Origin of the sequence: Rhodococcus maanshanensis NBRC 100610, from assembly GCF_001894865.1 — a bacterium.
GTDB lineage: Bacteria > Actinomycetota > Actinomycetes > Mycobacteriales > Mycobacteriaceae > Rhodococcus_G > Rhodococcus_G maanshanensis.
Genome location: NZ_BCXA01000015.1, coordinates 34,089 through 56,427, shown reverse-complemented (window position 1 = coordinate 56,427; position 22,339 = coordinate 34,089). Strand labels below are relative to the sequence as shown.

General features: G+C 69.0%; 22 protein-coding genes. 12 read left to right on the top strand and 10 right to left on the bottom strand.

Annotation, left to right across the window (positions count from 1 at the left end):
• Window positions 1-11 precede the first annotated feature (11 nt).
• Window positions 12-611 (bottom strand): TetR family transcriptional regulator, encoded by a 600-nt coding sequence (locus RM1_RS08330; protein ID WP_245816147.1) that lies wholly within the window; start codon window positions 609-611, stop codon window positions 12-14.
• 139 nt (window positions 612-750) lie between these two features.
• Here RM1_RS08330 and RM1_RS08325 point away from each other — a divergent pair, with 139 nt between their 5' ends.
• Complete coding sequence (locus tag RM1_RS08325) at window positions 751-1,902, top strand: alpha/beta hydrolase family protein (protein WP_092667920.1); 1,152 nt, start codon at window positions 751-753, stop codon at window positions 1,900-1,902.
• Window positions 1,903-1,964: 62 nt separating this feature from the next.
• Here RM1_RS08325 and RM1_RS08320 read toward each other — a convergent pair whose 3' ends face one another.
• The 5 genes from RM1_RS08320 to RM1_RS08300 all read right to left on the bottom strand — a co-directional run bounded on the left by RM1_RS08320 (window position 1,965) and on the right by RM1_RS08300 (window position 5,740).
• Window positions 1,965-2,708 (bottom strand): SDR family NAD(P)-dependent oxidoreductase, encoded by a 744-nt coding sequence (locus tag RM1_RS08320; RefSeq protein WP_072750857.1) that lies wholly within the window; start codon window positions 2,706-2,708, stop codon window positions 1,965-1,967.
• A gap of 25 nt (window positions 2,709-2,733) precedes the next feature.
• Window positions 2,734-3,654, bottom strand: coding sequence for a 3-oxoacyl-ACP reductase (locus RM1_RS08315; RefSeq protein ID WP_072750856.1), 921 nt, complete (start codon window positions 3,652-3,654; stop codon window positions 2,734-2,736).
• 152 nt (window positions 3,655-3,806) lie between these two features.
• A complete protein-coding gene (locus RM1_RS08310) occupies window positions 3,807-4,208 on the bottom strand; it encodes a cupredoxin domain-containing protein (protein WP_072750855.1) in 402 nt (133 codons plus the stop codon).
• 132 nt (window positions 4,209-4,340) lie between these two features.
• Window positions 4,341-4,829, bottom strand: a complete 489-nt coding sequence (locus RM1_RS08305; protein ID WP_072750854.1) for a nuclear transport factor 2 family protein — start codon at window positions 4,827-4,829, stop codon at window positions 4,341-4,343.
• A gap of 41 nt (window positions 4,830-4,870) precedes the next feature.
• On the bottom strand, window positions 4,871-5,740 hold the full coding sequence (locus RM1_RS08300) for an LLM class F420-dependent oxidoreductase (protein ID WP_072750853.1): 870 nt from the start codon (window positions 5,738-5,740) through the stop codon (window positions 4,871-4,873).
• Between the two features lie 171 nt (window positions 5,741-5,911).
• Between RM1_RS08300 and RM1_RS08295 the strand changes: the two genes are divergently transcribed.
• The 8 genes from RM1_RS08295 to RM1_RS08260 all read left to right on the top strand — a co-directional run bounded on the left by RM1_RS08295 (window position 5,912) and on the right by RM1_RS08260 (window position 14,823).
• A complete protein-coding gene (locus tag RM1_RS08295; protein WP_072750852.1) occupies window positions 5,912-6,799 on the top strand; it encodes an IclR family transcriptional regulator in 888 nt (295 codons plus the stop codon).
• 543 nt (window positions 6,800-7,342) lie between these two features.
• Window positions 7,343-8,554 (top strand): hypothetical protein, encoded by a 1,212-nt coding sequence (locus RM1_RS08290; protein WP_072750851.1) that lies wholly within the window; start codon window positions 7,343-7,345, stop codon window positions 8,552-8,554.
• Between the two features lie 90 nt (window positions 8,555-8,644).
• The gene (locus RM1_RS08285) at window positions 8,645-9,520 is read left to right on the top strand and encodes an alpha/beta fold hydrolase (RefSeq protein WP_072750850.1); all 876 of its coding nucleotides are present in this window, start codon (window positions 8,645-8,647) and stop codon (window positions 9,518-9,520) included.
• Window positions 9,517-11,244 (top strand): FAD-binding protein, encoded by a 1,728-nt coding sequence (locus tag RM1_RS08280; protein WP_072750849.1) that lies wholly within the window; start codon window positions 9,517-9,519, stop codon window positions 11,242-11,244. Before RM1_RS08285 ends, RM1_RS08280 begins: the two co-directional genes overlap by 4 nt.
• A 64-nt stretch (window positions 11,245-11,308) precedes the next feature.
• Window positions 11,309-12,487: an acyl-CoA dehydrogenase family protein gene (locus RM1_RS08275; protein WP_072750848.1), complete on the top strand. Its 1,179-nt coding sequence runs from the start codon at window positions 11,309-11,311 to the stop codon at window positions 12,485-12,487.
• 32 nt (window positions 12,488-12,519) lie between these two features.
• Window positions 12,520-13,440, top strand: coding sequence for a biphenyl-2,3-diol 1,2-dioxygenase (gene bphC, locus RM1_RS08270; protein WP_072750898.1), 921 nt, complete (start codon window positions 12,520-12,522; stop codon window positions 13,438-13,440).
• A gap of 70 nt (window positions 13,441-13,510) precedes the next feature.
• Window positions 13,511-14,242, top strand: coding sequence for a flavodoxin family protein (locus RM1_RS08265; RefSeq protein ID WP_072750847.1), 732 nt, complete (start codon window positions 13,511-13,513; stop codon window positions 14,240-14,242).
• Window positions 14,243-14,436: 194 nt separating this feature from the next.
• Entirely contained in the window at window positions 14,437-14,823 is a 387-nt protein-coding gene (locus RM1_RS08260) for a VOC family protein (protein WP_174562933.1), read from the top strand.
• Between the two features lie 69 nt (window positions 14,824-14,892).
• Here RM1_RS08260 and RM1_RS08255 read toward each other — a convergent pair whose 3' ends face one another.
• Genes RM1_RS08255 through RM1_RS08245 form a run of 3 tightly spaced genes read right to left on the bottom strand, consistent with a single transcriptional unit; the run spans window position 14,893 to window position 17,096 of the window.
• Window positions 14,893-15,684, bottom strand: coding sequence for an SDR family NAD(P)-dependent oxidoreductase (locus RM1_RS08255; protein ID WP_072750846.1), 792 nt, complete (start codon window positions 15,682-15,684; stop codon window positions 14,893-14,895).
• Between the two features lie 18 nt (window positions 15,685-15,702).
• Window positions 15,703-15,930, bottom strand: a complete 228-nt coding sequence (locus RM1_RS08250) for a hypothetical protein (RefSeq protein ID WP_072750845.1) — start codon at window positions 15,928-15,930, stop codon at window positions 15,703-15,705.
• 2 nt (window positions 15,931-15,932) lie between these two features.
• A complete protein-coding gene (locus RM1_RS08245) occupies window positions 15,933-17,096 on the bottom strand; it encodes a 3-ketosteroid-9-alpha-monooxygenase, oxygenase component (protein ID WP_072750896.1) in 1,164 nt (387 codons plus the stop codon).
• Window positions 17,097-17,291: 195 nt separating this feature from the next.
• Between RM1_RS08245 and hsaA the strand changes: the two genes are divergently transcribed.
• Complete coding sequence (hsaA, locus tag RM1_RS08240; protein WP_072750844.1) at window positions 17,292-18,458, top strand: 3-hydroxy-9,10-secoandrosta-1,3,5(10)-triene-9,17-dione monooxygenase oxygenase subunit; 1,167 nt, start codon at window positions 17,292-17,294, stop codon at window positions 18,456-18,458.
• A gap of 19 nt (window positions 18,459-18,477) precedes the next feature.
• Here hsaA and RM1_RS08235 read toward each other — a convergent pair whose 3' ends face one another.
• A complete protein-coding gene (locus RM1_RS08235; RefSeq protein WP_072750843.1) occupies window positions 18,478-20,421 on the bottom strand; it encodes an acyl-CoA dehydrogenase family protein in 1,944 nt (647 codons plus the stop codon).
• A 189-nt stretch (window positions 20,422-20,610) separates the two neighbouring features.
• On the opposite strand from RM1_RS08235, the gene RM1_RS08230 reads away from it, so the two are divergent.
• Window positions 20,611-21,228, top strand: a complete 618-nt coding sequence (locus RM1_RS08230) for a TetR/AcrR family transcriptional regulator (RefSeq protein WP_027503610.1) — start codon at window positions 20,611-20,613, stop codon at window positions 21,226-21,228.
• A 133-nt stretch (window positions 21,229-21,361) separates the two neighbouring features.
• Window positions 21,362-22,249, top strand: a complete 888-nt coding sequence (locus RM1_RS08225) for an N-acetyltransferase (protein ID WP_143069505.1) — start codon at window positions 21,362-21,364, stop codon at window positions 22,247-22,249.
• Window positions 22,250-22,339 lie beyond the last annotated feature (90 nt).

Genomic DNA, 22,339 nt, shown 5'->3' with positions numbered 1-22,339 from the left:
CGCGCAGCGCCTCACTCGGCCGCGAGTAGTGCGACCGCCATTCGGATCAGCTCGGGCTCGAGGGAGTCGAGATCCTGTGCCGCCTCCGCCGTTGGCTCGCGCTCCCAGGCCGCGAGGGCCCCGATCACGAACCGTGCCATCAGCGCGACCCTCCTCGGCCGTATCGACTCCGGTAGCTGGGTCAACTCGCCCGCGATGTCCGTGAACAGCCCGTGCACAACCATGACCGCGTCCGTGTGCGGTTGCCGGGCGGCCTCCGCGTCGTCGAGCGCGAAGAAATCGAGCCGGATGCCCGCCAGCCACTGTTCGCTGAAGCGCGCCCAGTAGCTGGGCCGCTGCCTGCGCAGCTCGGCGACGAGCGGGCCGACGTAAGCCTCGACCATCGTGGGCAGCGTGAAGTCGCCGCTCGCCCGCGCCGACGCGATGAAGGCCGCGCGGTCCTCGTTGACCGGCTCGGTGTGGAGCTGCCACACCGCCTCGAGCAGGCCCTCCCACGATCCGAAGTGGTAGGTGACCGCCGAGTTGTTCTTGTGTCCGGCGGCCTTGACGACCTCGCTCGCGCGGACACCATGCAGGCCCCGCTCGGCCACGAGTTGCTCAGCGGCCCTCACCAGAGTGAGACGACTCGTTGACATGGGTGTGCGCGCCACGGTACTAAGAGGCCCTTCTTAAATCACATCTGGGGCGATCTGCTCCACCGCATGCTCGGAGGCCGCCATGCGTCACCCTCGTCCAGCTGTTTCGTTCCGAATGATAGGTGCACTGGCGGTCACCGCCATCGCCGTGACCGGGTGTTCCTCGGGTGGGGGAGAGGATTCCGGTTCGTCGCCGCGCGCAGGCGACGTGCTCTCCTCGGCGCCCCTCGCCAACGCGGCGGTGCTGCCGAGCGCCGCCCGCAGCGAGCTGATCACCTACGCATCGCAGAACGGTGCGGGTGAGCCGATCGTCGTCTCCGGTACGGTGGCGATCCCGTCGGGGACCGCGCCCGACGGCGGCTGGCCGGTGCTCAGTTGGGCCCACGGGACGACCGGTATCGCGGACACCTGCGCACCGTCGGGCGACACGGTCGACGGCGCCGTGCACGACTACGTCGGCATGGTCAGTGCGACCCTCGACCAGTGGGTCGAGAACGGTTACGTGGTGGTCCAGACCGACTACGAGGGCATGGGCACCCCAGGGGATCACACGTATCTGAACGCGACCTCCGAGTCGAATGCAGTGACCGACATCGTCCGGGCAGCAAGGCATCTCGACCCGTCGGTGGGCGACAGGTGGTTTGTCGGCGGGCACAGTCAGGGCGGCGCGGCGGCGATCAGCGCGTCCGATCAGGCGGTGGACCGGGCGCCGGAACTGACCCTGCTCGGCGCGATCGCGGTCGCGCCGGGTAGCGGCCTGAGCCAGACCCCGCAGTACGTCGCGAGCGGCAGCCAGGCGGTGGCCCCGGTGCTGTCCTTCCTGCCGATCACCCTGCTCGGTGCGGCGGCGGCGGACCCGGCGGTGGTGCCGGCGGAGATCGTGACCCCGGCCGCAGAGCCGCTGATGCGGGCCGCCCGCACCGGGTGCATCGCCGACGTTCGAGCGGCCATCGGTGACATCCAGGTGAATTCGGTGATCCGTCCGGGCGCGGACCTCGGGCCGTGGACGGACTACCTCGCCGAGCAGGAGCCCTCGAACGCCGACCCCAAGGTCCCGGTGCTGTTCGCGCAGGGCACCGCGGACGCCCTCGTCACACCTGCCGCCTCGCAGGTCCTGGTGAAGCAGCTGTGCGAGAAGGGCGCCGAGCTCGACTACCGGACCTATGACGGCGCGGACCACCGGGCCGCGGTCGCGGCGTCGCGGTCCGATGCGCAGGAGTTCACCGACGCGCTCCTCGCGGGTGACGAGACCCGGCAGACCTGCTGAGGCCCAAGACAACTGTGCGCGAGTTGTACCCCTACCGGGGTGCAACTCGCGCACAGGCGCGTTCAGCGCAGTTTGATGCTGCCGCCGTCGACCATGAGGGTCTGGCCGGTCATGTAGTCGGCGTCCGCGCTGGCGAGGAACACCGCGACCCGCCCGATGTCCGACTCGGGATCGCCGAACCGGTGCAGCGGGGTCTTGGCGAGGAGCGCGTCCTCGATGCCGGGGTTCGCATCGATGTAGGCCCGGACGCCCTCGGTCATGGCGAGCGGGGAGATGACGTTGACGTTGATGTCGTCGGGGGCCCACTCGTTGGCGGCGACACGGCTGATGGCCCGGATCGCCTCCTTGGCAGCGCCGTACGAGCCCTGCGTCGGCTGGCCCTCGATCCCGGCACCGGAGGCGAAGTTGATCACCGAGCCCTGGTTCGCCTTGAGCTGCGGATGGCAGGCCTTCATCAGCCAGAAGGTCGGGTAGAAGCCGGTGCCAAAGGACAGGTCGAGCATGTCCTTGGTGGTCTCGAGCAGGGGCGCCTGACGGGAGGCGTGGGCGTTGTTGACCAGGACGTCGACCCTGCCGAACACCTCGATCGCGGCCGCGACGATCGCGGCCGCGCTCTCCTCCTCGGAGATGTCGGCATTCAAAAACCTTCCGGCCCCGCCGAGTTCGTTCTCGAGTGCCCTTCCGGCATCGTCATCGATGTCGACGAACAGGATCCGTGCGCCCTCCTTGGTGAACGCCCGGACGATGCCGCGGCCGATGCCACCGGCACCGCCGGTGACGATCGCGACCTTGCCTGCAAGCCTCATGCCGTGCTCCTTCGTGGTGGGCAGATCAGTCGACGGCCAGTGCGGCCTTCTCCAGTTCCGCGACGCTGTACGCGGAGTAGGTCTCGTACTGGCCGCGGCCGGTGAAGTACGACGACAGTTGCTGGTCCAGCTCGTCGACCGTGAATGCGGAACCGCTTGCGTCGAAACGGTTCTCGACCTTGGGGGACGCCATGAGTGCGACCATCTTGCCGTAGACGACGAAGACCTGGCCGGTGATCTCGTGCGAGGCCGGGGAGGCCAGGTAGCTGACCAGGGTGCCGACGCGCTCGGGGGCGAGCGGATCGAGGTCGTCGGCAACGGCGGCCTCGCCGAATGCCTCGGCGGTCATCGCGGTCCTGGCGCGCGGGCAGATCGCGTTGGCGGTGACGCCGTAGCGGGACAGGCCCTGCGCGGTGGACAGCGTCAGCGCGGTGATGCCTGCCTTCGCGGCCGAGTAGTTCGGCTGACCGGCAGCGCCGAAGAGGAACGCCTCGGAGGAGGTGTTGATGACGCGGCCGAAGACCGGGCCTCCCGCGGTCTTGCTGGCCGCGCGCCAGTGCACGGCGGCGGCGTGCGACGTCGCGGCGTGGCCCTTGAGGTGCACGCGGATGACGTCGTCCCAATCGGATTCGGACAGGTTGAAGATCATCTTGTCGCGCAGGATGCCCGCGTTGTTGACGAGGATGTCGAACGAGCCGAAGTTCGAGACGGCCTCCGCGACCAATCGCCCGCCGAGGGACCAGTCGGACACGTCGCCGGTGACGGCGATCGCCTCTCCGCCCGCGGCCTTGATCTCGTCCGCGACGTCGTGCGCGGCCTGACCCATGTCGTTGACGACGACGCGAGCACCGGCCGCGGCGAGGGCGAGGGCCTCCGCGCGTCCGAGTCCGGCGCCCGCGCCTGTGATGACGGCCGTCCGGCCGTCCAAGCTCACTGATTCACCCATCTGGGTCCTCCTTTGGGTCGCATTGCCCACGAAATTGGTATTTCGTTCCAGTCTCGCCTGGAGGGAGGGGGCTCGGGTCGACGGATCCCGGTGACCGAGAGTCGGCCGTGACACCCGTTGCGGACGTGGGGCTTTCGGACCGAGGGCGGGTCTCACTCGACGATCAGGATGCTGTACATCTCGGGGTGATAGACGCAGTGGAACGTGTACGCACCCGGGGTGGTCGGCGCCGTGAAGGTGGCGGACTCGTTGCCGTCGACATGGGTGTCGAACAGCCCCTCGGTGTCGGAGGTGACGGAGTGTTCCGGTCCGGCGCCGTTCCGCACGACGACCTCTTCACCCGCACGCACCGACGGTGGGGTCTTGTAGGTGAAGTCCTCGATGGCGATCACCGGCGCCCCGGACTCGGGCGCGACGGTGGTGCTCGGGTGATGCTCGGATCCGTCGTCGGAGGAGCAGGCGGCCGCGAGTCCGGCCGCGACGGCGAGGGCGGCGAGGCCGGCCCGCCGACGTGCCGCACGCCTGCGGGTGAGGGGGGCGGTGGATCCTGGCATGTCGGGCCTCCGTCGGTCGATGGCGTGACGACGCGCTGAGGAACGTTGCTGGAGTGTGTCCAGCGTATGCCCGGCTCTGTCCTCGCGAAACCGCCGCGCCGTCGCCCGGCGGTCGCGAGGCTAGAGCGTATTTCAGTTCTTGACGCCAGCTGCGAGGATCTCCCGCGCCTCCGCCCGGCCGTCGAGGATTCGGTTGGTGCGCAGCGTGACCTTCCACTCGCCGTCGATGCGGGCGAACTCCCAGCGGTTCGCGGTGATCCGGGCGACCCGGTAGGTCCGGGTTTCCTGGTCGTGCAGGACCAGCTGTGAATGGCAGGTGGCCACCGCGGTGTCGCCGTCGACGTCGATGTGCGGCGGGCCGACGAGGTGGCCGCTGCCGGCGTGGATGTAGGACTGGTGAGGCTTCGACTGCACCATGGCCTCGATCTCGCCGTGCCCGCGCAGGCAACCGGTGTCCACGTCGTAGACGCCGTCCTCGGTCCACATCCCCGCGACCGCCGCGCTCTCGCCGCTGTCGACCGCCGGCCCGTACGCGCTGATGATCCGCATCAGGGCGAGCTGGTCCTCGAGCAGCTGAACCCGGGCGGCGAGGCCGGTCAGCAGGGTTTCGGTGTCGGTCATGGTGGGTCCTCCATGTCGAGTGCTGTGGTTGGGAGATCGGGTCAGGAGAACTCGACGCCGAGCGGCGCCGCGAGCTCTTTGAGCGCCTCGAGTTGCTCGCCGTAGTGGGCGGCGCCGGTGGCGGCGATCGAGGCGCTGGCGATGGTGGCGCCCGCATCGCGTAGCCGGGTCAGCGCCCGGGCCGCCGCGTCGGGCGAGCCGGTCGGGTCGAGGGGGCGGCCCGCGCTCAGCACCACCTCCATGTCGGCGGGTACCGGCGCCTTCGCCAGCAGGTCGGCGAGGTCGGGCAGGCTGAGCCCGAACGGCACCCAGCCGTCGCCGAGCTCGATCGCGCGTCGCAGCGACCGAGCGGTGCGGCCGCCGATCCACAGCGGCACCCGCGGCTGCTGGGCGTGCGGTTCGACGACGACGTCGGCGAAGTCGTAGAACTCGCCGTGGTACTCCGGCCGCGGCCGCGACAGGCAGGCCCGCAGCGCGCGCAGGGCGTCGTCGGCGCGGGGGCCCCTGCCCTCGAACGGGGCGTCGAGCAGGTCGAACTCCTCCCGCAGGCTGCCGACCCCGAGGCCGAGGGTGAGGCGTCCGCCGCTGATCCGGTCGAGGGTGCCGTAGCGCTTGGCGATCTCGAGCGGATGGTGGTAGCCGAGGACGAGCACCTGGGTGACGAGCCGGATGCGACGGGTGCGCGCGGCCAGGAAGCCGAAGGTGGCCAGGGGGTCCCAGTAGGTGCCACCGCGCTCGGCCGCGATCGGCGCCGGGACCGCGACGTGTTCGCTGCATGTGAGGTGGTGGTAGCCGAGCCGGTCGGCCGCCTCGGCGATCGAGGCGACCTCGTCGATGCCTGCGCCGACCTCCCAGTCCGCCCGTACCGCTGGGTGCTGGATCAGCACTGGGGTCACGATCCCGATCTGCATGCCACCTTTCATATCCCAGTGGTCCCGATCGCCGCGGTGCTCTCCCGGTGATCGGGACCGAACGAATTCTCGCGGGGGGCTCCCGCTGGCAGGGACGGCTTGCTACTGTTTCAGAATTCATTTCAGTTTCGGTGATCGGGCGGCCCCCCGATCGGGACCGGAGGAGGACCCATGACGGTCGTCACGGAACATGTCGTGCGCAATGACGCCCGTGAGGCGCCGCCCTCGATGGTCGAACGTATGACCCTGATCCTCGATGCGTTCGACGGGCGGGCGGCGCGGTTGACGTTGGAGGAAGTGGCCTGCCGCGCCCGGCTGCCCCGATCGACGGTGCACCGGATCCTCGATTCGCTGGTGAAGCTGAACTGGGTGGAGCACGCCTCGTTCGGGTACCGGCTGGGTCGCCGTGCGCTCGGGATCGGTGGCGGCGACGGCGGGAACGCGGAGATCCGGGAGGCAGCGGCGCCGCTGCTGCACGAGCTGCACCTGCAGACCGGGATGGTCGTGCATCTGTCGGTCCTGGACGGCAACGAGGCCGTCTATCTCGACAAGGTCGGCGGCCGGCTCGCCTCGTCGATCCCGTCCCGCGTCGGCGGCCGGGTGTCCGCACATTCCACGGCGAGCGGGAAGGCGATGCTCGCCTGGCTCGTCCCCGAACGGGTCGACGCGCTGTTCGGTGGCCCGATGAATCGCTGCACCGACCGGACCATCTCGGATCTCGGTGTTCTGCATCAGGAACTCAACCGGATCAGGCAGCGTCGCGGGCTGGCGTTCGAACGAGGCGAGTCCGCGCGCGGGGTGGCCTGCGTCGGCGTCGGCATCCGCGGGCACGAGGGCCCCGTGGCCGGGCTCTCGCTGTGCGGGGATGCGCGGACGGCGCCGCTGGAGCGGCTCGCACCGCTCGTGGCGGACGCCGCCCGCGAGATCACCCGGACGCTGTTCCCCGAGCTCGGCGGCGGTCGCCGGGCCGCGCGGCCGACGGCGACCCAACAGGCGGAGACGTGGTCCCCCGAGGCGCGCACGCGGTTCCTGGCCGTGCGGGGTGCCGGCTGGATCTAGGGCATGTCTCCCAATCCCCATTTCGGCGCCCCCGGCGTCCAATCGCCGCCCTGCAGCGTTGTCGTCGGCGCCGATACAACCCCGGTATCGGCTTCTCCTCCGCCTTGCCGGACGACGATTGTCTCGCCGGGAGCATCCGAGAGGGATTGGGAGACACGCCCTAGGCGGACCGCCCGCTCGGCGGGTACCCGCGCTCCGTGCGTCCACGTGTCGGCGGGCGTGCCGACTGACCGGTGCGTGAACCCTTCGTAAACGTTGCGAAGCACCCCGGCTCCCGAGTTGAACGATCGTCCATGAATGGGTGTGATTGTCCGGCCGAGCGGCATCGTCGCAGGCAGCAGGCTGCCGACGCATTCGCACGCAGTCCTCCACTTCGATCAGTCGGGAACGAGCATGAGCCGGGTTTCACGTCAAAAAGGGTTTCGGTCCGCGGTAGCCGCGGCGGCGGTGGGCCTGGCGCTGGTGGGTGGACCCCTCTCGCAGTTCGCTCTCGCCGCTCCTGCGCGCGCTGCCGAGACCGTTCGCCAGGACGACCCTGTCTGTGTGGGATCCGATCGGGCGACGATGAGCGCGGTCTTCGACGCGGTCCTGCAGGCCTCGAAACCGATCCTGCCCCAGCCGTACCTCGACAACTACGAGGGCATCCGCGCGGAGGGGTTGGCGCGACTGAGGTCGGTTGGCATCAGCACCCTCAGCGTGTCGAACCCCGCCTCCGCCTACTCCTCGGACGACGAGGCGGGGATCCACAAGTACGGCGATCCGATCACGCAGTACATCGTCACGCAGCTGATGAACGTCAAGGCCGGGCGGGAGGGCGCGGTCATCCGCGCCGAGAACCTCACCCTCGGTCAGGCGATCGAGACGGCGTACGCGGTCATCTACACCACCGCCGTCATCCCGGCGAACATCGTCGCCGGCATGATCCCGTCCATGTTCGCGGTCGGGCCGGTCAGCGCCGGGACGCTCATCAGCCTCCCGCTGAGGCTGGGGGCGAAGGGCTTCACGGCCATCTATGAGGCCGCCAGGGACCAGCTCGAGAAGAGCTGTGTGGTCTGGACGACCAAGGCGGTCGCCGACCGCGCCGGCCAACCGGACCGGGAACTCGACTACGGCTTCCGGGCTCCCGCCTTCGTCGAGGCCGTGGCGAACGAGCTCGACATCGCCGGTCCCGACTGCCTGGCCGTGTCCGGCATGCCGCTCTCACGGGTGCTGTCGCGGACCACGAGCCACCTGACCTCCCTCGAGGTCGATCCCGCCCGCCGGGCGCAGATCGAGGATCAGCGCTCGAGGCTGGAGTGGATCATGCGCAACGCGATGGTGCCCGCCGGCCTCATCCCCGCGCACCCGGACGACTTCTCCTCGATCGAGAAGTTCCTGTCCATGGGCCTCGGATTGGTCCCGAAGGTCGGTGGCGCAGCAACCGACGCCCTGATCGGGCTGGGCCACAATGTCTTTGCCGGGAAGGACTTCAGCAAGCTGGTACCGCTCGGCACGCTCACGGTCGGGGATTCGCTGACCGCCGCCTACTTCTCGTACGCACTGACCAGCCAGGTGATGGAACTCGTCTTCGACGAATCCATGAACGCGATGTCCGCTGCCTGGACCGGGGCCTCCGGGGGCGTCGGCGCGCTCGTCAACCCCTTCGAGTGGATTCCGTCGCCCTTCCCCCTCATCAATGCACCGAACGTCTACGGGCTGGTGACCTACCACCACGTCCTGAACTCGGTCTGCCTCACCTCCGAGGCCGACAAGTAGTCGGGCAGCGAGACCCCCGGTGCCACCGGGGGTCTCGCTCATCGGGATCGGCGGGGCGGGTGGCCTGCGGTTGCGGCAGCGTGCGGAGTCATGACGAGCGAACTCACCCACGAGGGCACCATGCGGGAGGTCTCCACCGACCTCGGCGTGTTGCGCTACCACGAGGCGGGCGACGGACCGCCGCTCCTCCTCCTGCACGGCTCCGGCCCCGGCGTCACCGGGTGGCGCAACTACCGCGGTGTGCTCGGGGATTTCGCGCAGCACTTCCGCTGCCTCGTGCTCGAGTTCCCCGGCTTCGGCGTCAGCGATCCGGGCGACGGGCACCCGATGGCGATGGCGATGGGGTCGGTCGGGACATTCCTCGACGCACTCGGCATCGAGGAGCCGGTGCACATGATCGGCAATTCCATGGGCGGCATCGTCGCGACTAACGTCGCCATCCATGCGCCGGAGCGGGTCAACAAGCTGGTGACCATCGGTGGCGTGGGTAAGAACGTCATGATGCCCAGCCCCGGCGAGGGCATCAAGCTCCTGATGGAGTTCACGGACAATCCCACCAGGGAGGGCCTGATCCGGTGGCTGCACTCGATGGTCTACGACCCGGCGGTCGTCACCGAGGAGCTGATCGAGGAGCGGTGGGCGCTGGCCACGGAGCCGCTGACGCTGGAGATCGCCGCGCGGATGTACAGCAGCAGGGCGTTCGCGGCGAACACCGCCGCCGCCAAGGCCTCCGGCGCGACGCCGTACTGGGCGCAGCTGCACAAGATCTCGGCACCGACGCTGCTCACGTGGGGTCGTGACGATCGGGTCAGCCCGGTGGACATGGCGATGCTCCCGATGCGCGACATTCCGAATGCCGAGCTGCACGTGTTCCCCAATTGCGGTCACTGGACGATGATCGAGGCCAAGCAGGCGTGGACGTCGGCGGTGCTGGCGTTCCTCACCCGTGAGGAGGCGAACCGATGACCGGGGAAGGGTCGATCCGCGAGCACGACTCCGGAGACGAGCAGGATTGGGATGCCACCGTCGACTTCCTGATCGTCGGGAGCGGCGGCGGCGGCATGAGCGCAGGCATCACCGCGGCCGACCTCGGGCTGGACACCCTGATCATCGAGAAGGGCAAGAAGTTCGGCGGCTCGACGGCGATCTCCGGCGGCGGCATCTGGATTCCGAACGCCCCGACACTGACCCGCAGGGACGGGGGCGACGACCCGAACGCCATCCGCCGATACCTGCGCACCCTCACCAAGGGCACGGTGCCCGCGGCCCGGATCGACGCGTACGTGGACGCCGGTCCGAAGCTGATGCAGCTGCTGGACCGCAGTCCGCACATGAAGCTGTACTGGGTGAAGGGTTACTCCGACTACCACCCGGAGGAGGACGGCGGCAGCGCGCTCGGGCGCACCATCGAGTGCAAGCCCTTCGACACCCGAAAGCTGAAGGAGGACGAGCAGTTCCAGCGTCCGAACAGCATGAAGGGCCCGCTGGGCCTGTGGGTGACCTCGAAGGACTACCACGACCTGGCGATGGTCAAGCGCACCTGGGCCGGCCGCAGGGCGTCGATGGTCGCCGCCTGGCGCGTCGCGTCGAACATGGTGCTGCGCCGACACATGTCCACCGGTGGACGCGCCCTGGTGGCGCGCCTGCGGATGGTGCTCAAGGACGCCGGGGTCCCGCTCTGGCTGCGCACCTCGATGACCGAGTTGGTGACCGACGCCGACGGCGTCGTGGTCGGCGTGGTCGCCGATCGTGCGGGTGAGACCGTCCGGATCCGCGCGGGTCGCGGTGTGCTGCTGGCCACCGGCGGCTTCGACCACAACCAGCAGATGCGCGATCAGTACCTGCCCGAGCTCGGACGTGCGAACGTCAGCGCGGGGGCCAGGGAGAACACCGGCGACGGCATCCGGGCCGGTCAGGGGCTCGGCGCTGCCGTCGACCTCATGGACGATGCCTGGTGGATGCCGTCGGTGTTCCACCCGATGGGTGCGGTCATCCCGCTGGTGTCGGAGAGGTGTATCCCGCCGTCGGTGATCGTCAATGCGCAGGGAGAACGCTTCACCAACGAGTCGTCGCCGTACGTGAACTTCGTGCACGACCAGCTCGAGGGCGGTCACGTGCCGGCCTGGTTCGTCATGGACACCAAGGCGAAGAACCGGTACCCGTTCGCGCAGGTGCTGCCGAACATGCCTTTTCCGCAAGGGTTCTACGAATCCGGTGTGGTCCACAAGGCGGACACGCTGCCCGAGCTGGCCGCCGCGATCGGCGTCCCCGCCGGTGCGCTCGTCGCGACCATCGAACGGTTCAACGGCTTCGCCCGCGGCGGCAAGGACGAGGACTTCGGCCGCGGCGACAGCGCCTACGACCGATACTACGGCGATCCCACCATGGCGAACCCCAACATGGACGAGATCGTCAAGGGGCCGTTCTACGCGATCCGCTGCGAGGCGGGCGATCTCGGCACCAAGGGCGGCCTCGTCTGTGATGAGAACAGTCGCGTGCTGCGCGGCGACGGAAGCGCGATCGAGGGCCTCTACGCCACCGGCAACACGACCGCCTCGGTGATGGGAAACGAATACGCGGGCGCGGGCGCCACCATCGGCCCATCGATGGTCTTCGGGTACCTCGCCGCGCGGTATGCCGCCGAACACGAGCTCTCACTGAGCGAGAGCGCACCCGTCGCCTCGACCTGAGGCTGCCACGTTCACTTACAGGAGGCGGCTCGCCGCCAGGCACACAGAGAGGGCCGAGGAAGCCATGGGTCAGGTTCAGGAACGGATCGAGCAGTACGCCGACGAGATCCGCGCGGAGGGCGCCGAGGGCGACAAGCTCATGCGACTGTCGGATACCGCCGCCAAGCGACTGCGCGAGTCCGGCGCGATCCGGATGCTGCAGCCGAAGCAGCACGGTGGCCTCGAGGTGCACCCCCGCGAGTTCGCGGAAACCGTCATGAGCATCGCCGCGATGGACGGCGCGACGGGCTGGGTCACCGGCATCGTCGGCGTCCACCCCTGGGAGCTCGCCTTCGCCGATCCCAGAGTGCAGGACGAGATCTGGGGAACCGACCAGGACACCTGGGTCGCCTCGCCCTACGCGCCGATGGGCGTCGCCACCCCGGTCGACGGCGGCTACATCCTCAACGGCCGCTGGTCGTTCTCCTCCGGCACCGATCACTGCCAGTGGGTGTTCCTCGGCGCCATGCTCGGGGACGCCGACGGCAGGCCGCAGATGCCGCCGGTCTCCCTGCACGTGATCCTGCCGCGGTCCGACTACGAGATCGTCGAGGACTCGTGGGACGTCATCGGCCTGCGCGGGACCGGCTCGAAGGACGTGATCGTCCGGGACGCCTTCATCCCCGGCTACCGCACCCTGCTCGCCTCGGATGTCATGGACGGCACCGCGGTCAAGGCATCGGGACGAACCGAGACCCTCTACAACATGCCGTTCTCGTGCATGTTCCCGCTTGGCATCACCTCCGCGGTGGTCGGCATCGCGGAGGGTGCGCTGGCCTGTCACATCGCGGCCCAGAAGGATCGGACCGCGATCACCGGGCAGAAGATCAAGGACGATCCGTACGTGCTGTACGCCATCGGTGAGGCGGCGGCCGAGATCGCGGCATCGCGTGCGGCGTTGCTCGAGACCGTCGACCGCTTCTGGGACATGACCGAGGCGGGCAAGGAGGTCGACTTCGAGGCACGAGCCATCGGCAGGCGGACCCAGACGGCCGCGGCATGGCGTGCCGTGCGCGCGGTCGACGAGATCTTCGCCCGCTCCGGCGGCAATGCCCTGCACAGGAAGTTCCCGATGCAGCGGTTCTTCCGCGACGCGCACGCGGGCATCGCGCACGCCATCCACGTGCCGGGCTCGATCTTCCACTCGTCGGCCCTAACGCAGCTCGGTGGTGAGCCGCAGGGCATCCACCGTTCGATGATCTGACCGACGTAACAGCAAAGGGATTGGTGGAGAACATGTCTGACATCCGTTCGCTCGGATACCTCAAGGTTCAGTCGCGAGACGTCGATCGCTGGCGTGAACTCGTGGTCGACGGCCTCGGCATGGCCGTCGGCTCCGGCCCCGACGGCGACGGGCTGTACCTGCGGATCGACGAGCGCCGGTCACGCCTACAGGTGCTGCCGGGCGAGGTGGACAGGGTGCTCGCGGTCGGCTGGGAGGTACGCGACCAGTTCGCGCTGCGGGCGGTGCGCGATCAGCTGGAGAAGGCGGGCGTCCCGGTCCGCGAGCTGTCCCAGGAGGAGGCGGACCACCGCGACGTGGAGCGCGCGATCACCTTCGTCGATCCCGCGGGCACCACCGTCGAGGTGTTCTTCGGCCCGGTGCTCGACCACAGCCCGGTGGTCACCCCGCACGGCGGCCGGTTCGTGACCGGGCCCGCGGGCCTCGGCCACGTGGTGCTGCCGACGCCGCACTTCCAGGAGACCTACGACTTCTACACCGAGGTCCTCGGCTTCCTGCCCCGCGGTGCGATCCGGCTCGGCGGACCGGGCGCACCCGGCCCCGCCCGGCGGGTGCGGTTCCTCGGCATCAACCAGCGGCACCACAGCCTGGCGATCTGCCCGGCGCCGCCGTCGGAGGCCCCAGGGATGGTGCACCTGATGATGGAGGTCGACACCCTGGACGCCGTGGGCCAGGCGCTCGACCGGGTCGGCAAGCTCGGCTTCTCGATCTCGTCCACCCTCGGCAGGCACACCAACGACAAGATGGTCTCGTTCTACGTCCGCGCGCCCGGCGGCTGGGACGTCGAGTTCGGCACCGAGGGCATGCTGGTGGACGAGAGCCACTTCACCGCGGAGGAGATCACCGCGGACAGCTACTGGGGTCACGACTGGTCCGGTTCGGAGCCCCTCGCGGCGTTCACCCCCGAGTCGTAGCGTTCGGCGCCCCGGGGGCCGGGCGGGCGCATATCGTGGACTGCCGGGGGCACTCGCGGAGGAGTCCGAGATGACAATTCCATCGTCACTGGGCACGGCGCCCAGGTTCGACGGCCTGCTGGCCGCCTTCGTCAACTGCACGCTGAAACGGTCGCCGGAGGTCAGCAACACGCAGGGGCTGATCGACCGCAGCGTCGGGCTGATGCGTGACGCTGGTGTCGCGGTCGACGAGATCCGCGCGGTCGATCACGACATCGCCACCGGCGTGTACCCCGACATGACCGAACACGGCTGGCCGAGCGACGAGTGGCCGCAGCTGTACGGGCGGATCATCGCCGCCGACATCCTGGTGCTGGCGGGCCCGATCTGGCTCGGCGACAACAGTTCGGTGATGAAGAAGGTCATCGAGCGTCTGTACGGCTGTTCGTCGATCCTCAACGACCGGGGGCAGTACGCCTTCTATGGGCGGGTCGGTGGCTGCCTGCTCACCGGGAACGAGGACGGCGTCAAGCACTGCGCGATGAACATCCTCTACAGCCTCCAGCACCTGGGATATGTGATCCCGCCGCAGGCCGACGCCGGCTGGATCGGCGAGGCGGGTCCGGGACCGTCCTACCTGGACGAGGGGTCGGGCGGGCCGGAGAACGACTTCACCAACCGCAACACCACCTTCATGACCTACAACCTGATGCATGCGGCGGCGATGTTGAAGGAGGCGGGCGGGTTCCCCGCCTACGGGAACCAGCGGTCCGAGTGGGACGCCGGCTGCAGGCCGGACTTCGCGAACCCCGACTACCGCTGAGAACTCCAGGTCGCCGGGATCGCGGAAAACGGCTACACCGGAGCAACTCTCGCCTTGGTCGAGCGGCAACACCTCGGTGCGGCAGCGGCGGGGGACTTGCGCGCGCGCCGCGGCCGAGGTATTCCTGGATACAGCGTCGCGTGTCGATGACGGACTGCGTCAGGCATGGAGGCGTCGAATCCCAAGGGGTTTCCTTGACCATCTCGTTCAACCACACCATCGTCGCCGCGAAAGACAAGCAGCTCTCGGCGTACTTCTTCACCACGCTGTTCGGCCTCCCGGATCCGGTTCCGGCCGGCTTCTTCCTCGCCGTCCAGCTCGACAACGGAGTCACCCTGGACTTCGCCGAACCGCCGCCCCACCTCGACGTGACCCCGCAGCACTACGCGTTCCTGGTCTCGGAGGAGGACTTCGACAGCATCTACGGTCGAATCCTCGAGGGCGGCATGGAGCACTGGGCCGATCCCCGGCAATCGGCGACGGGCATCAACAGGAACGACGGGGGTCGCGGGACCTACTTCCTCGACCCGGCCGGGCACTTTCTCGAGATCATCACCCGGCCATACGGTTCGGGCAGATAGGGTCCGCGAATACGGCGGTGGCCGCACCCCGGGCTCGGGGTGCGGCCACCGCGCCGGACGGGTGAGAACCTAGGTGCGTCCGAGGAGCTTGCGCATGCCGTCGGCGGCGCCCTGGACGATCTTGTCGCGCGGGAACCCGGCACGCTTGACGACCGCCGGATAGTTGCCGCCCGCCACCCAGACGGGGCCGTCGGCGAGGTGCTCGAGACCCTCGCGTGCCACGTCCTCTGGCTCGGCGACCAGCATGCCGGGGATGTCGAAGTTCAGCCCGGCCCTTGCCATGGCGGGGGTGCGGGTGACGCCGAGGACGAGTTCGAGCACGTTCACGCCGAAAGGCTTGAGCTCCAACCACAATCCCTCGGCGAACACCCGGCTGAACGCCTTGGCCGCGGAGTAGATGCTCTGCTGCTCGGCGCCCAGGTATCCGGACATCGAGCCCAGCAGCACGATGCCGCCCCTGCCGCGGGCCTTCATCTTGGCGCCGAAGTGGTGTGTGAGCTGCAGCTGCGAGGTCACGTTCAGGTCGATGACGCCCTGCACCTTCTGCAGGTCGCTCTCGACGAATTCGTGCCCGTACGAGTTGGCCCCCGCGTTGAAGATCAGCAGCCCGACCTCGAGGTCGTCGGTGACCGCGCGGATCCGGTCGAGTGCATCCGGTACGAGCAGGTCCAGCGACAGCGTGCGCACCTGCACACCGACAGCACGCACCTTGTCCGCTGTCTCCTCGAGCGGACCGGGCTTGCGCGCGATCAGGACGAGGTGGATACCGGCGGCGGCGAGTTCGTGTGCGAACGCGGAGCCGACACCCTCGGAACCGCCCGCGATCACCGCCCACGGGCCGTACTGGGACTTGTCGATCATGGTTCTCCTTGAGGGGGTTCAGTTCTCGGCGACGTCGAGTCGCCCGTCGAGTACGGCCCGGTCGATCGATCCCTGCAGCGCCTCGCAGACCTGGACCCGAACCGTACGGGCCCGGGAGGGTTTCCCGTCGCGGAACTCGGCGCAGGAGGACTCGGACTCCGACGTCCATTGGATGGCGGTGTGTTGCCAGCTGGTCTTCTCGACGAGGACCCGGTTGCCGCATCGGTCGCATGCCAACGGCTGCATGGCTAGACCGGCTGGTTCTGGGCCTCGGCGGCCTTCTTGGCCGCGATGTTGGCGTCCACTTCCCTGCGCCACGCCTCGACCGGCTTGGTGGTGTCCATCTCGAACTCGAAGCGGTCCACCATCTCCGGTGTGACGTCGGCGACGTCGACGTAGAACTGCTCGTACCAGCGGCGTAGCTGGTAGACCGGGCCGTCCTCGTCGCACAGGAGCGGATTGTTGATGCGGCTCTTGGATTTCCAGATCGCGACGTCCTGCTCGAATCCGGTGGCGATGAACTTGGTCATCCCGCTCGCGATCGACTCCGCCTCGCCGGCCGGCAGCTGGTCGGTCTTCTTGACCATCACGCCGTACATCAGCACGAACTTGTCGGGGGAGATCGGGAAGTGGCAGTTGATCAGGATCGACTCGACATCGAACGTGTCGTATCGGTAGATCAGCTCGTCGATCATGAAGGACGGGCCGTGGTAGGCGGCGACCGAGTCGCTGCCCAGCAGCTTCGGCCGGGTCGGGTCGTTCGACGGCGGCCGCATGTCCTCGCGGGCGATGCCCTCGAAGTACTGGATCGCGGTGTGGCCCTCGAAGATGTTCTTGAACCGGGTGGGGAAGGAGAAGTGCACGTAGAAGAAGTGCGCCATGTCCACGACGTTGTCCACGATCTCGCGGCAGTTGGTGTCGATGACGATCGAGTGCCAGACCCAGTCGGTCCACTCCTCGCCGGGCTTGCGCATCTGCGGGATCGTGACGTCGGCGGGCGGCGGGTTGCCCTCCGGGTCGTTCCACACGAACAGCAGGCCGTCCTGCTCGAGGGTGGTCCAGGAACGGGTGCGGGCGAGCGGGGGGACCCTCCGGGCGTAGGGGATTCCGGTGCACTTGCCGTTGCCGCCCCACCGCCAGTCGTGGAACGGGCAGGCCACCGCGTCACCCTTGATGCTGCCCTGGCTGAGGTCGCCGCCCATGTGGCGGCAGTACGAGTCGAGGACGTTGAGTTTGCCCGCGCTGTCGCCGAACACCACCAGCTTGGTGCCGAAGGCCTCGATGCCGTGGGGCGTGCCGTCGCGGAAGTCCTTCGCGAGGCCGAGGCAGTGCCATCCGCGCGCGAACCTGGTCGGTGCGGCGCCTGCGTCGATCACGCGAACTTCATCGTCTGCGGACTGCGTGGTGGTCACGGTTCTTCCCATCCCTTCGAGCGAGGCCGCCTGCGTGCGGCGAGACCTACTGGTCACTGCCCCCGACGCTAACGAGCACCGTGGCGGGCAATGGTCCCTGTCTCACTGGCCGGGACCGGCCTGACCAGCAGAATTGGACTTTGCCGACCGGCCAGGGCCTCGGCAGCCGGCGCTCAGACGGATAGCATCGGTCAGATGGACAACGAGGTTCTCGCGGCGGTTCGCGAGTTGCTGCCCGGCATCGCCGAACGGGCGCGCGCCACCGAGGACGCACGCCGGGTCTCGGACGAGACGATCCGGGGGCTCGCCGATGCGGGCGTGTTCCGGATGCTCCAGCCCAAGCGGTACGGCGGGGCGGAGGCCGACCCCGTGCACTTCTACGAGGCGGTCCGGGCGATCTCGGGTGCCTGCGGCTCCACCGGTTGGGTGGCCTCCGTGCTCGGGGTGCACCCCTGGCACCTCGCCCTCTTCGACGACAGGGCCCAGGCCGAGGTCTGGGGCGGCGATCCGGGCGTGCTGGTCTGCTCGTCCTACGCGCCGACAGGAACCCTCACCCCCGTCGAGGGCGGCTACGAACTGTCCGGCGTCTGGCGATACGCCTCCGGATGTGATCACGCGCAGTGGGCGTTGCTCGGGGGTCTGCTGGTCGGCGCCAAGGGCGAGCCGATGGACTTCATCACCCTCCTGGTGCCGCGCACCGACTACCGGATCGAGGAGGTCTGGGACGCCGTCGGCCTGCGGGGGACCGGTAGCCACGAGATCGTGGTGGACAGCGCATTCGTCCCCTCGTACCGGGTGATGAACAACTACGAGGTGTCGAACCTGCGCGGTCCGGGACAGAAGGTGAACCCGGCTCCGCTGTACCGGATTCCGTTCGCGACGATCTTCACCACGGCGATCTCGGCGCCGGTGATCGGTGTGGTCGCGGGCTGCTACGAGAACTACCTGTCTTCGATGAGAGACCGGGTGCGGCTCAGCCTCGGCGGCGGACGATTCGCCGAGGACACGTTCGCGCAGGTGACCGTCGCGAGGGCCTCCTCCGAGATCGATGCCGCGATCCTGCAGATGGACCGCAACGTCCGCGCCCTGCTGGAGGTGGCGGCCGCGGGCAAGGAGATCCCGATGCAGTTGCGGCTGCGGGCCCGTCGCGACCAGGTGCGCGCAACCGAGCGGGCTCTGGAGGCCATCGAGCACCTCTTCAAGACCGCGGGCGGTCAGTCCCTCGATCGGGGCAATCCCATCGAGCGGGCCTGGCGGGACGCGCACGCGGGTGGGGTGCACGTGGCCAACGATGCCGAGCGCGCGCTGGCCCTCTACGGGCGCGGGGCCTTCGGCCTGCCGATCGAGGACAACCTGGTCTGACCCCGCCGCTCGGCGTCGACTAGCCTCCGCTTCGCGTCGGCGGTAGGAATCTGCGCGCGACGTTCTCCTCGGTGGACGCGCCAGGCGACCACTGCGAGATCCACGGGCCGGTGCCCTCGCTCTGGTCGGTCACGCCTGCCTCCAGCCAGGTGTACCGGCCGTCCAGGATGCCGTCGGCGAGCCGGTGGTCCACCTCGTCGGTGTTGTCCCACAGGGCCGCGAACAGCCGATCGACCCGGATCCGGGACTGCTGACAGAACGCGTCGGCCAGCTCGTAGGCCGCGTCGCCCTGGCTCGGGTCCTGAGCGCGCAGCATCTCGGCGCGCACGCAGCTCGCCGACATTGCGAACAGTTCCGCGCCGATGTCCACGACCCGGCCGAGGAACGCCTGGTGCTTCTCCATCCCGGCCTGCCAGCGGGCCATGCCGTAGAAGGTGGACCGGGCCAGCTTGCGGGCATTGCGCTCGACGAAGCGCAGATGCGTTGCATTACAGCCGAATTCGCCGTACGACGTGGGGAGCTGCCCCTTCCCGGAGACCAGGTGCGGCAGCCATTTGGCGTAGAAGCCGCTGGCGCCGAGCGCCGCCTTCGCCTTGTGCTGCAGGTCCGCCTTCGGGTCGGCGAGGTCGCCGGCCGCGGCGAGGTGGGCGTCGACGGCCTCGCGGGCAACCAGTAGCCGCATGATCTCGCTCGATCCCTCGAAGATCCGGTTGATCCGCAGGTCGCGGAGCTGCTGCTCGGCGGGCACCGCCCGCTCTCCCCTTGCGGCCAGCGACTCGGCGGTCTCGTAGCCCCGACCGCCGCGGATCTGGATCAGCTCGTCCGCGATCAGGCAGGCCATCTCGCTCGACCACAGCTTGGCGAGCGCGGCCTCGATCCGGATGTCGTTGCGGCCCTCGTCGGCCATCTGCCCGGACAGCTCCAGCACCGCCTCGAGCGCGAACGTGGTGGCGGCGATGAACGAGAGCTTGGCGGCGACCGCCCCGTGCTTGCCGACCTGTCGGCCCCACTGCACCCGCTCCGCGGACCACTGGCGCGCGATGAGCAGCGACCACTTGCCCGCGCCCGCGCACATCGCGGGGAGGGCGAGCCTGCCGGCGTTGAGGGTGGTCAGCGCGATCTTGAGACCGTCGCCCTCGCGCCCGATCAGATTCGCGGCCGGCACACGCACCTGGTGCAGCCGGGTGACGCCGTTCTCGATCCCGCGCAGGCCCATGAACGCATTGCGTCGCTCGACGGTGATGCCGGGCGAATCCGCCTCGACAACAAACGCTGTGATCCCACCGCGGTGGCCCTCGCTGCGGGGCACCCGCGCCATCACCACGAGCAGCTCGGCGACCACGCCGTTGGTGGTCCACAGCTTGACGCCGTCGAGCACATAGGCGGAGCCGTCCTCGGTCGGGGTCGCGGTGGAGGCCATCCTGGCCGGGTCCGATCCGACGTCGGGCTCGGTGAGCAGGAACGCGGATACCGCGCCCTTCGCGCAGCGGGGCAGGAACTCCCGCTTCTGCTCCGGGGTGCCCGCGAGCTTGAGCGGCTCCGGCACCCCGATGGACTGATGCGCCGACAGGAGCGCGCCGATGCTCGGGTTCACGGAGGCGGCGAGCATCAGGGCCCGGTTGTAGGCGACCTGCGACAGCCCGAGCCCGCCGTACTCCTCGGCGACCTTGAGGCCGAAGCAGCCGAGCTCGGCGAACCCCTTGACGTAGTCGTCGGGGATCCGGGACTCCCTCTCGATCACCGTCCCGTCGAGGGTGTCGCAGTACTTCTCGAGCTCGGCGAGGAACCGGTCGGTCTTGGCCGCCTCCGAGGGCGGCGGCTGGGGGAAGGGGTGCACGAGGTCGAGTCGCAGCCGCCCGAGGAAGAGTTCCTTCGCGAACGAGGGCTTGTCCCACCCGCTCTCCCTGGCTTCCTCGGCGACCGCTCTCGCCTGCTCCTCGGTGACCTGGGCCGCTGCAACCATGATCCGCCTCCCGGAAGGACGTGCCAGTTGTTACTGGCGAGTATCCTCCGGCGGCACCGGTTTGGGAACCCAAAAGAGGCGCTTCGCGCCCGTGCGTGTCCCACTGAGCGGAAGATTGCGGCAGTGGTCCCCGCAGGATGTCAGGATCTATCCTGCGGGGAACCATTGTGGAAAGAAGGCGGGGGAGACATGCCCAGGCTTGCGGAGGCACGCGACGCGGCCGAACCCAGTTCGGTCGAACAACGGGCGCGGTACGGCCGCATCCTGGACGCGGCCGCCGTGTTGGCCTCGGAGAAGGAACTCGAGCGCGTCCAGATGCACGAGGTCGCCAAGTCGGCAGGCGTGGCCATCGGGACCCTCTACCGCTACTTCCCGTCGAAAACCCACCTGTTCGTCGCGGTGATGGTCGACCAGATCGACCAGATGGGCGCCGGTCTGACGCGACGGCCGAAGGGCACCGGCTCGCCCGCGGACGCGGTCTACGAGATCCTGCTGCGTGCGACCAGGGCGCTGCTGCGCAGGCCGATGTTGGCGACGGCGATGATCCAGTCCGCGGCGACCTCCAACGCGGCCACGATTCCCGACGTCGCCAAGATCGACCAGCACTTCGACGCGCAGCTGCTCGACGCCGCGGGGATCGAGGATCCGTCCGTCCGCGACACCACGGTCATCCGGTTGGTCGTGTCGCTGTGGTTCGGGCTGATCCAGTCGAGTCTCAACGGGCGGGCGTCGATCCCCGAGATCGAATCCGATCTGCGTATCGCGTGCGACCTGCTGCTCGCGGACCTCAGCGGCACGATCAAGTAGCCGGCCCCTCGCGATGGGGTGGCTCCGGCTGCGGAACCCCTGCCGCGGCGCCAGGCGGGCTATGATCGGCGGTGTGCCGCACCGATAGTGGCTTCTGTCGATGATCCATCGGATCTTGAACATGGAGTCCCGCATGCCCCACATTCGTCCGTTCCGCCGCTCCGACCGCCAGCAGGTCACCGACCTGGTGAACGCGCACATCTCGGCGGTCGTTCCCGGGTGGGCCGTCTCGACCGCCACCCTGCTCGCCCAGCTCGAGGCCGATCCCGGTCAGTACGTGACCGATCCCTGGGTCCAGACCCGCGAGACCCTGGTGGTCGTGGTGGATTCCAGGGTGGTCGGCGCGGCGCACCTGCGGTGCTATCGGAGTTCCCCCGACGTCGGTCCCGACTACCGCGGCTCGGGTGAGGTCGCCTGGATGGTCTGCTGGCCGAATCATGCGGACGCCGCCGCGTCGCTACTGGGCGCTGCGCTGCGTGTGATCGAATCCTGGGGCGCAAGAAGAGTTTTCGCCGATGGTGACCTCCCAACGCCCGCAACCTTCGGCATACCGGACTGCTGGCCGCACCTCGAGGAGTCGCTGCTCGGAGCGGGGTTCCGGCCCGGCGAGGACGCAGTCGAGGTGTTGTTCGCCGGCGGGATCGACACCATGCCGGTGTCGGATTCTCCTGCATCCGAGCATGTTCGGCGCTCGGTGGGTCAACACGGGGTTCGATTCACGCTCGACGATGGCGCGACCGAGCTGGGCTGCGTCGAGACGATCGACGACTGCACGAGGGGCGGGGCGCTGCTCCGGCTGGCCGGATGGGCGGAGGTGGCCGAACTGGACCTGCCGCCGGGTGAAGCCGCCAGAAGTGCGCTCCTCGGATCCGCCGCGGACTGGCTCCGAACGGGCGGCGTCGCGAACCTGTTCATCGCCCTCGGACGCGAGGACGTCGAGGAGATCGAGTACTTCGGGGGTCTCGGCTGGCGGCGACTGGCGACCGTCCGGCGCGGCTGGGAACGCACCACGCGGCCGTAGGGGTTCCGCTGACCGGGATCGGGGCCGTGGCCATCCGACGTCCTGCCTAGCGTCCGGGGAAACCACCGGCGGCGCGGTGGGAGTCCCCAC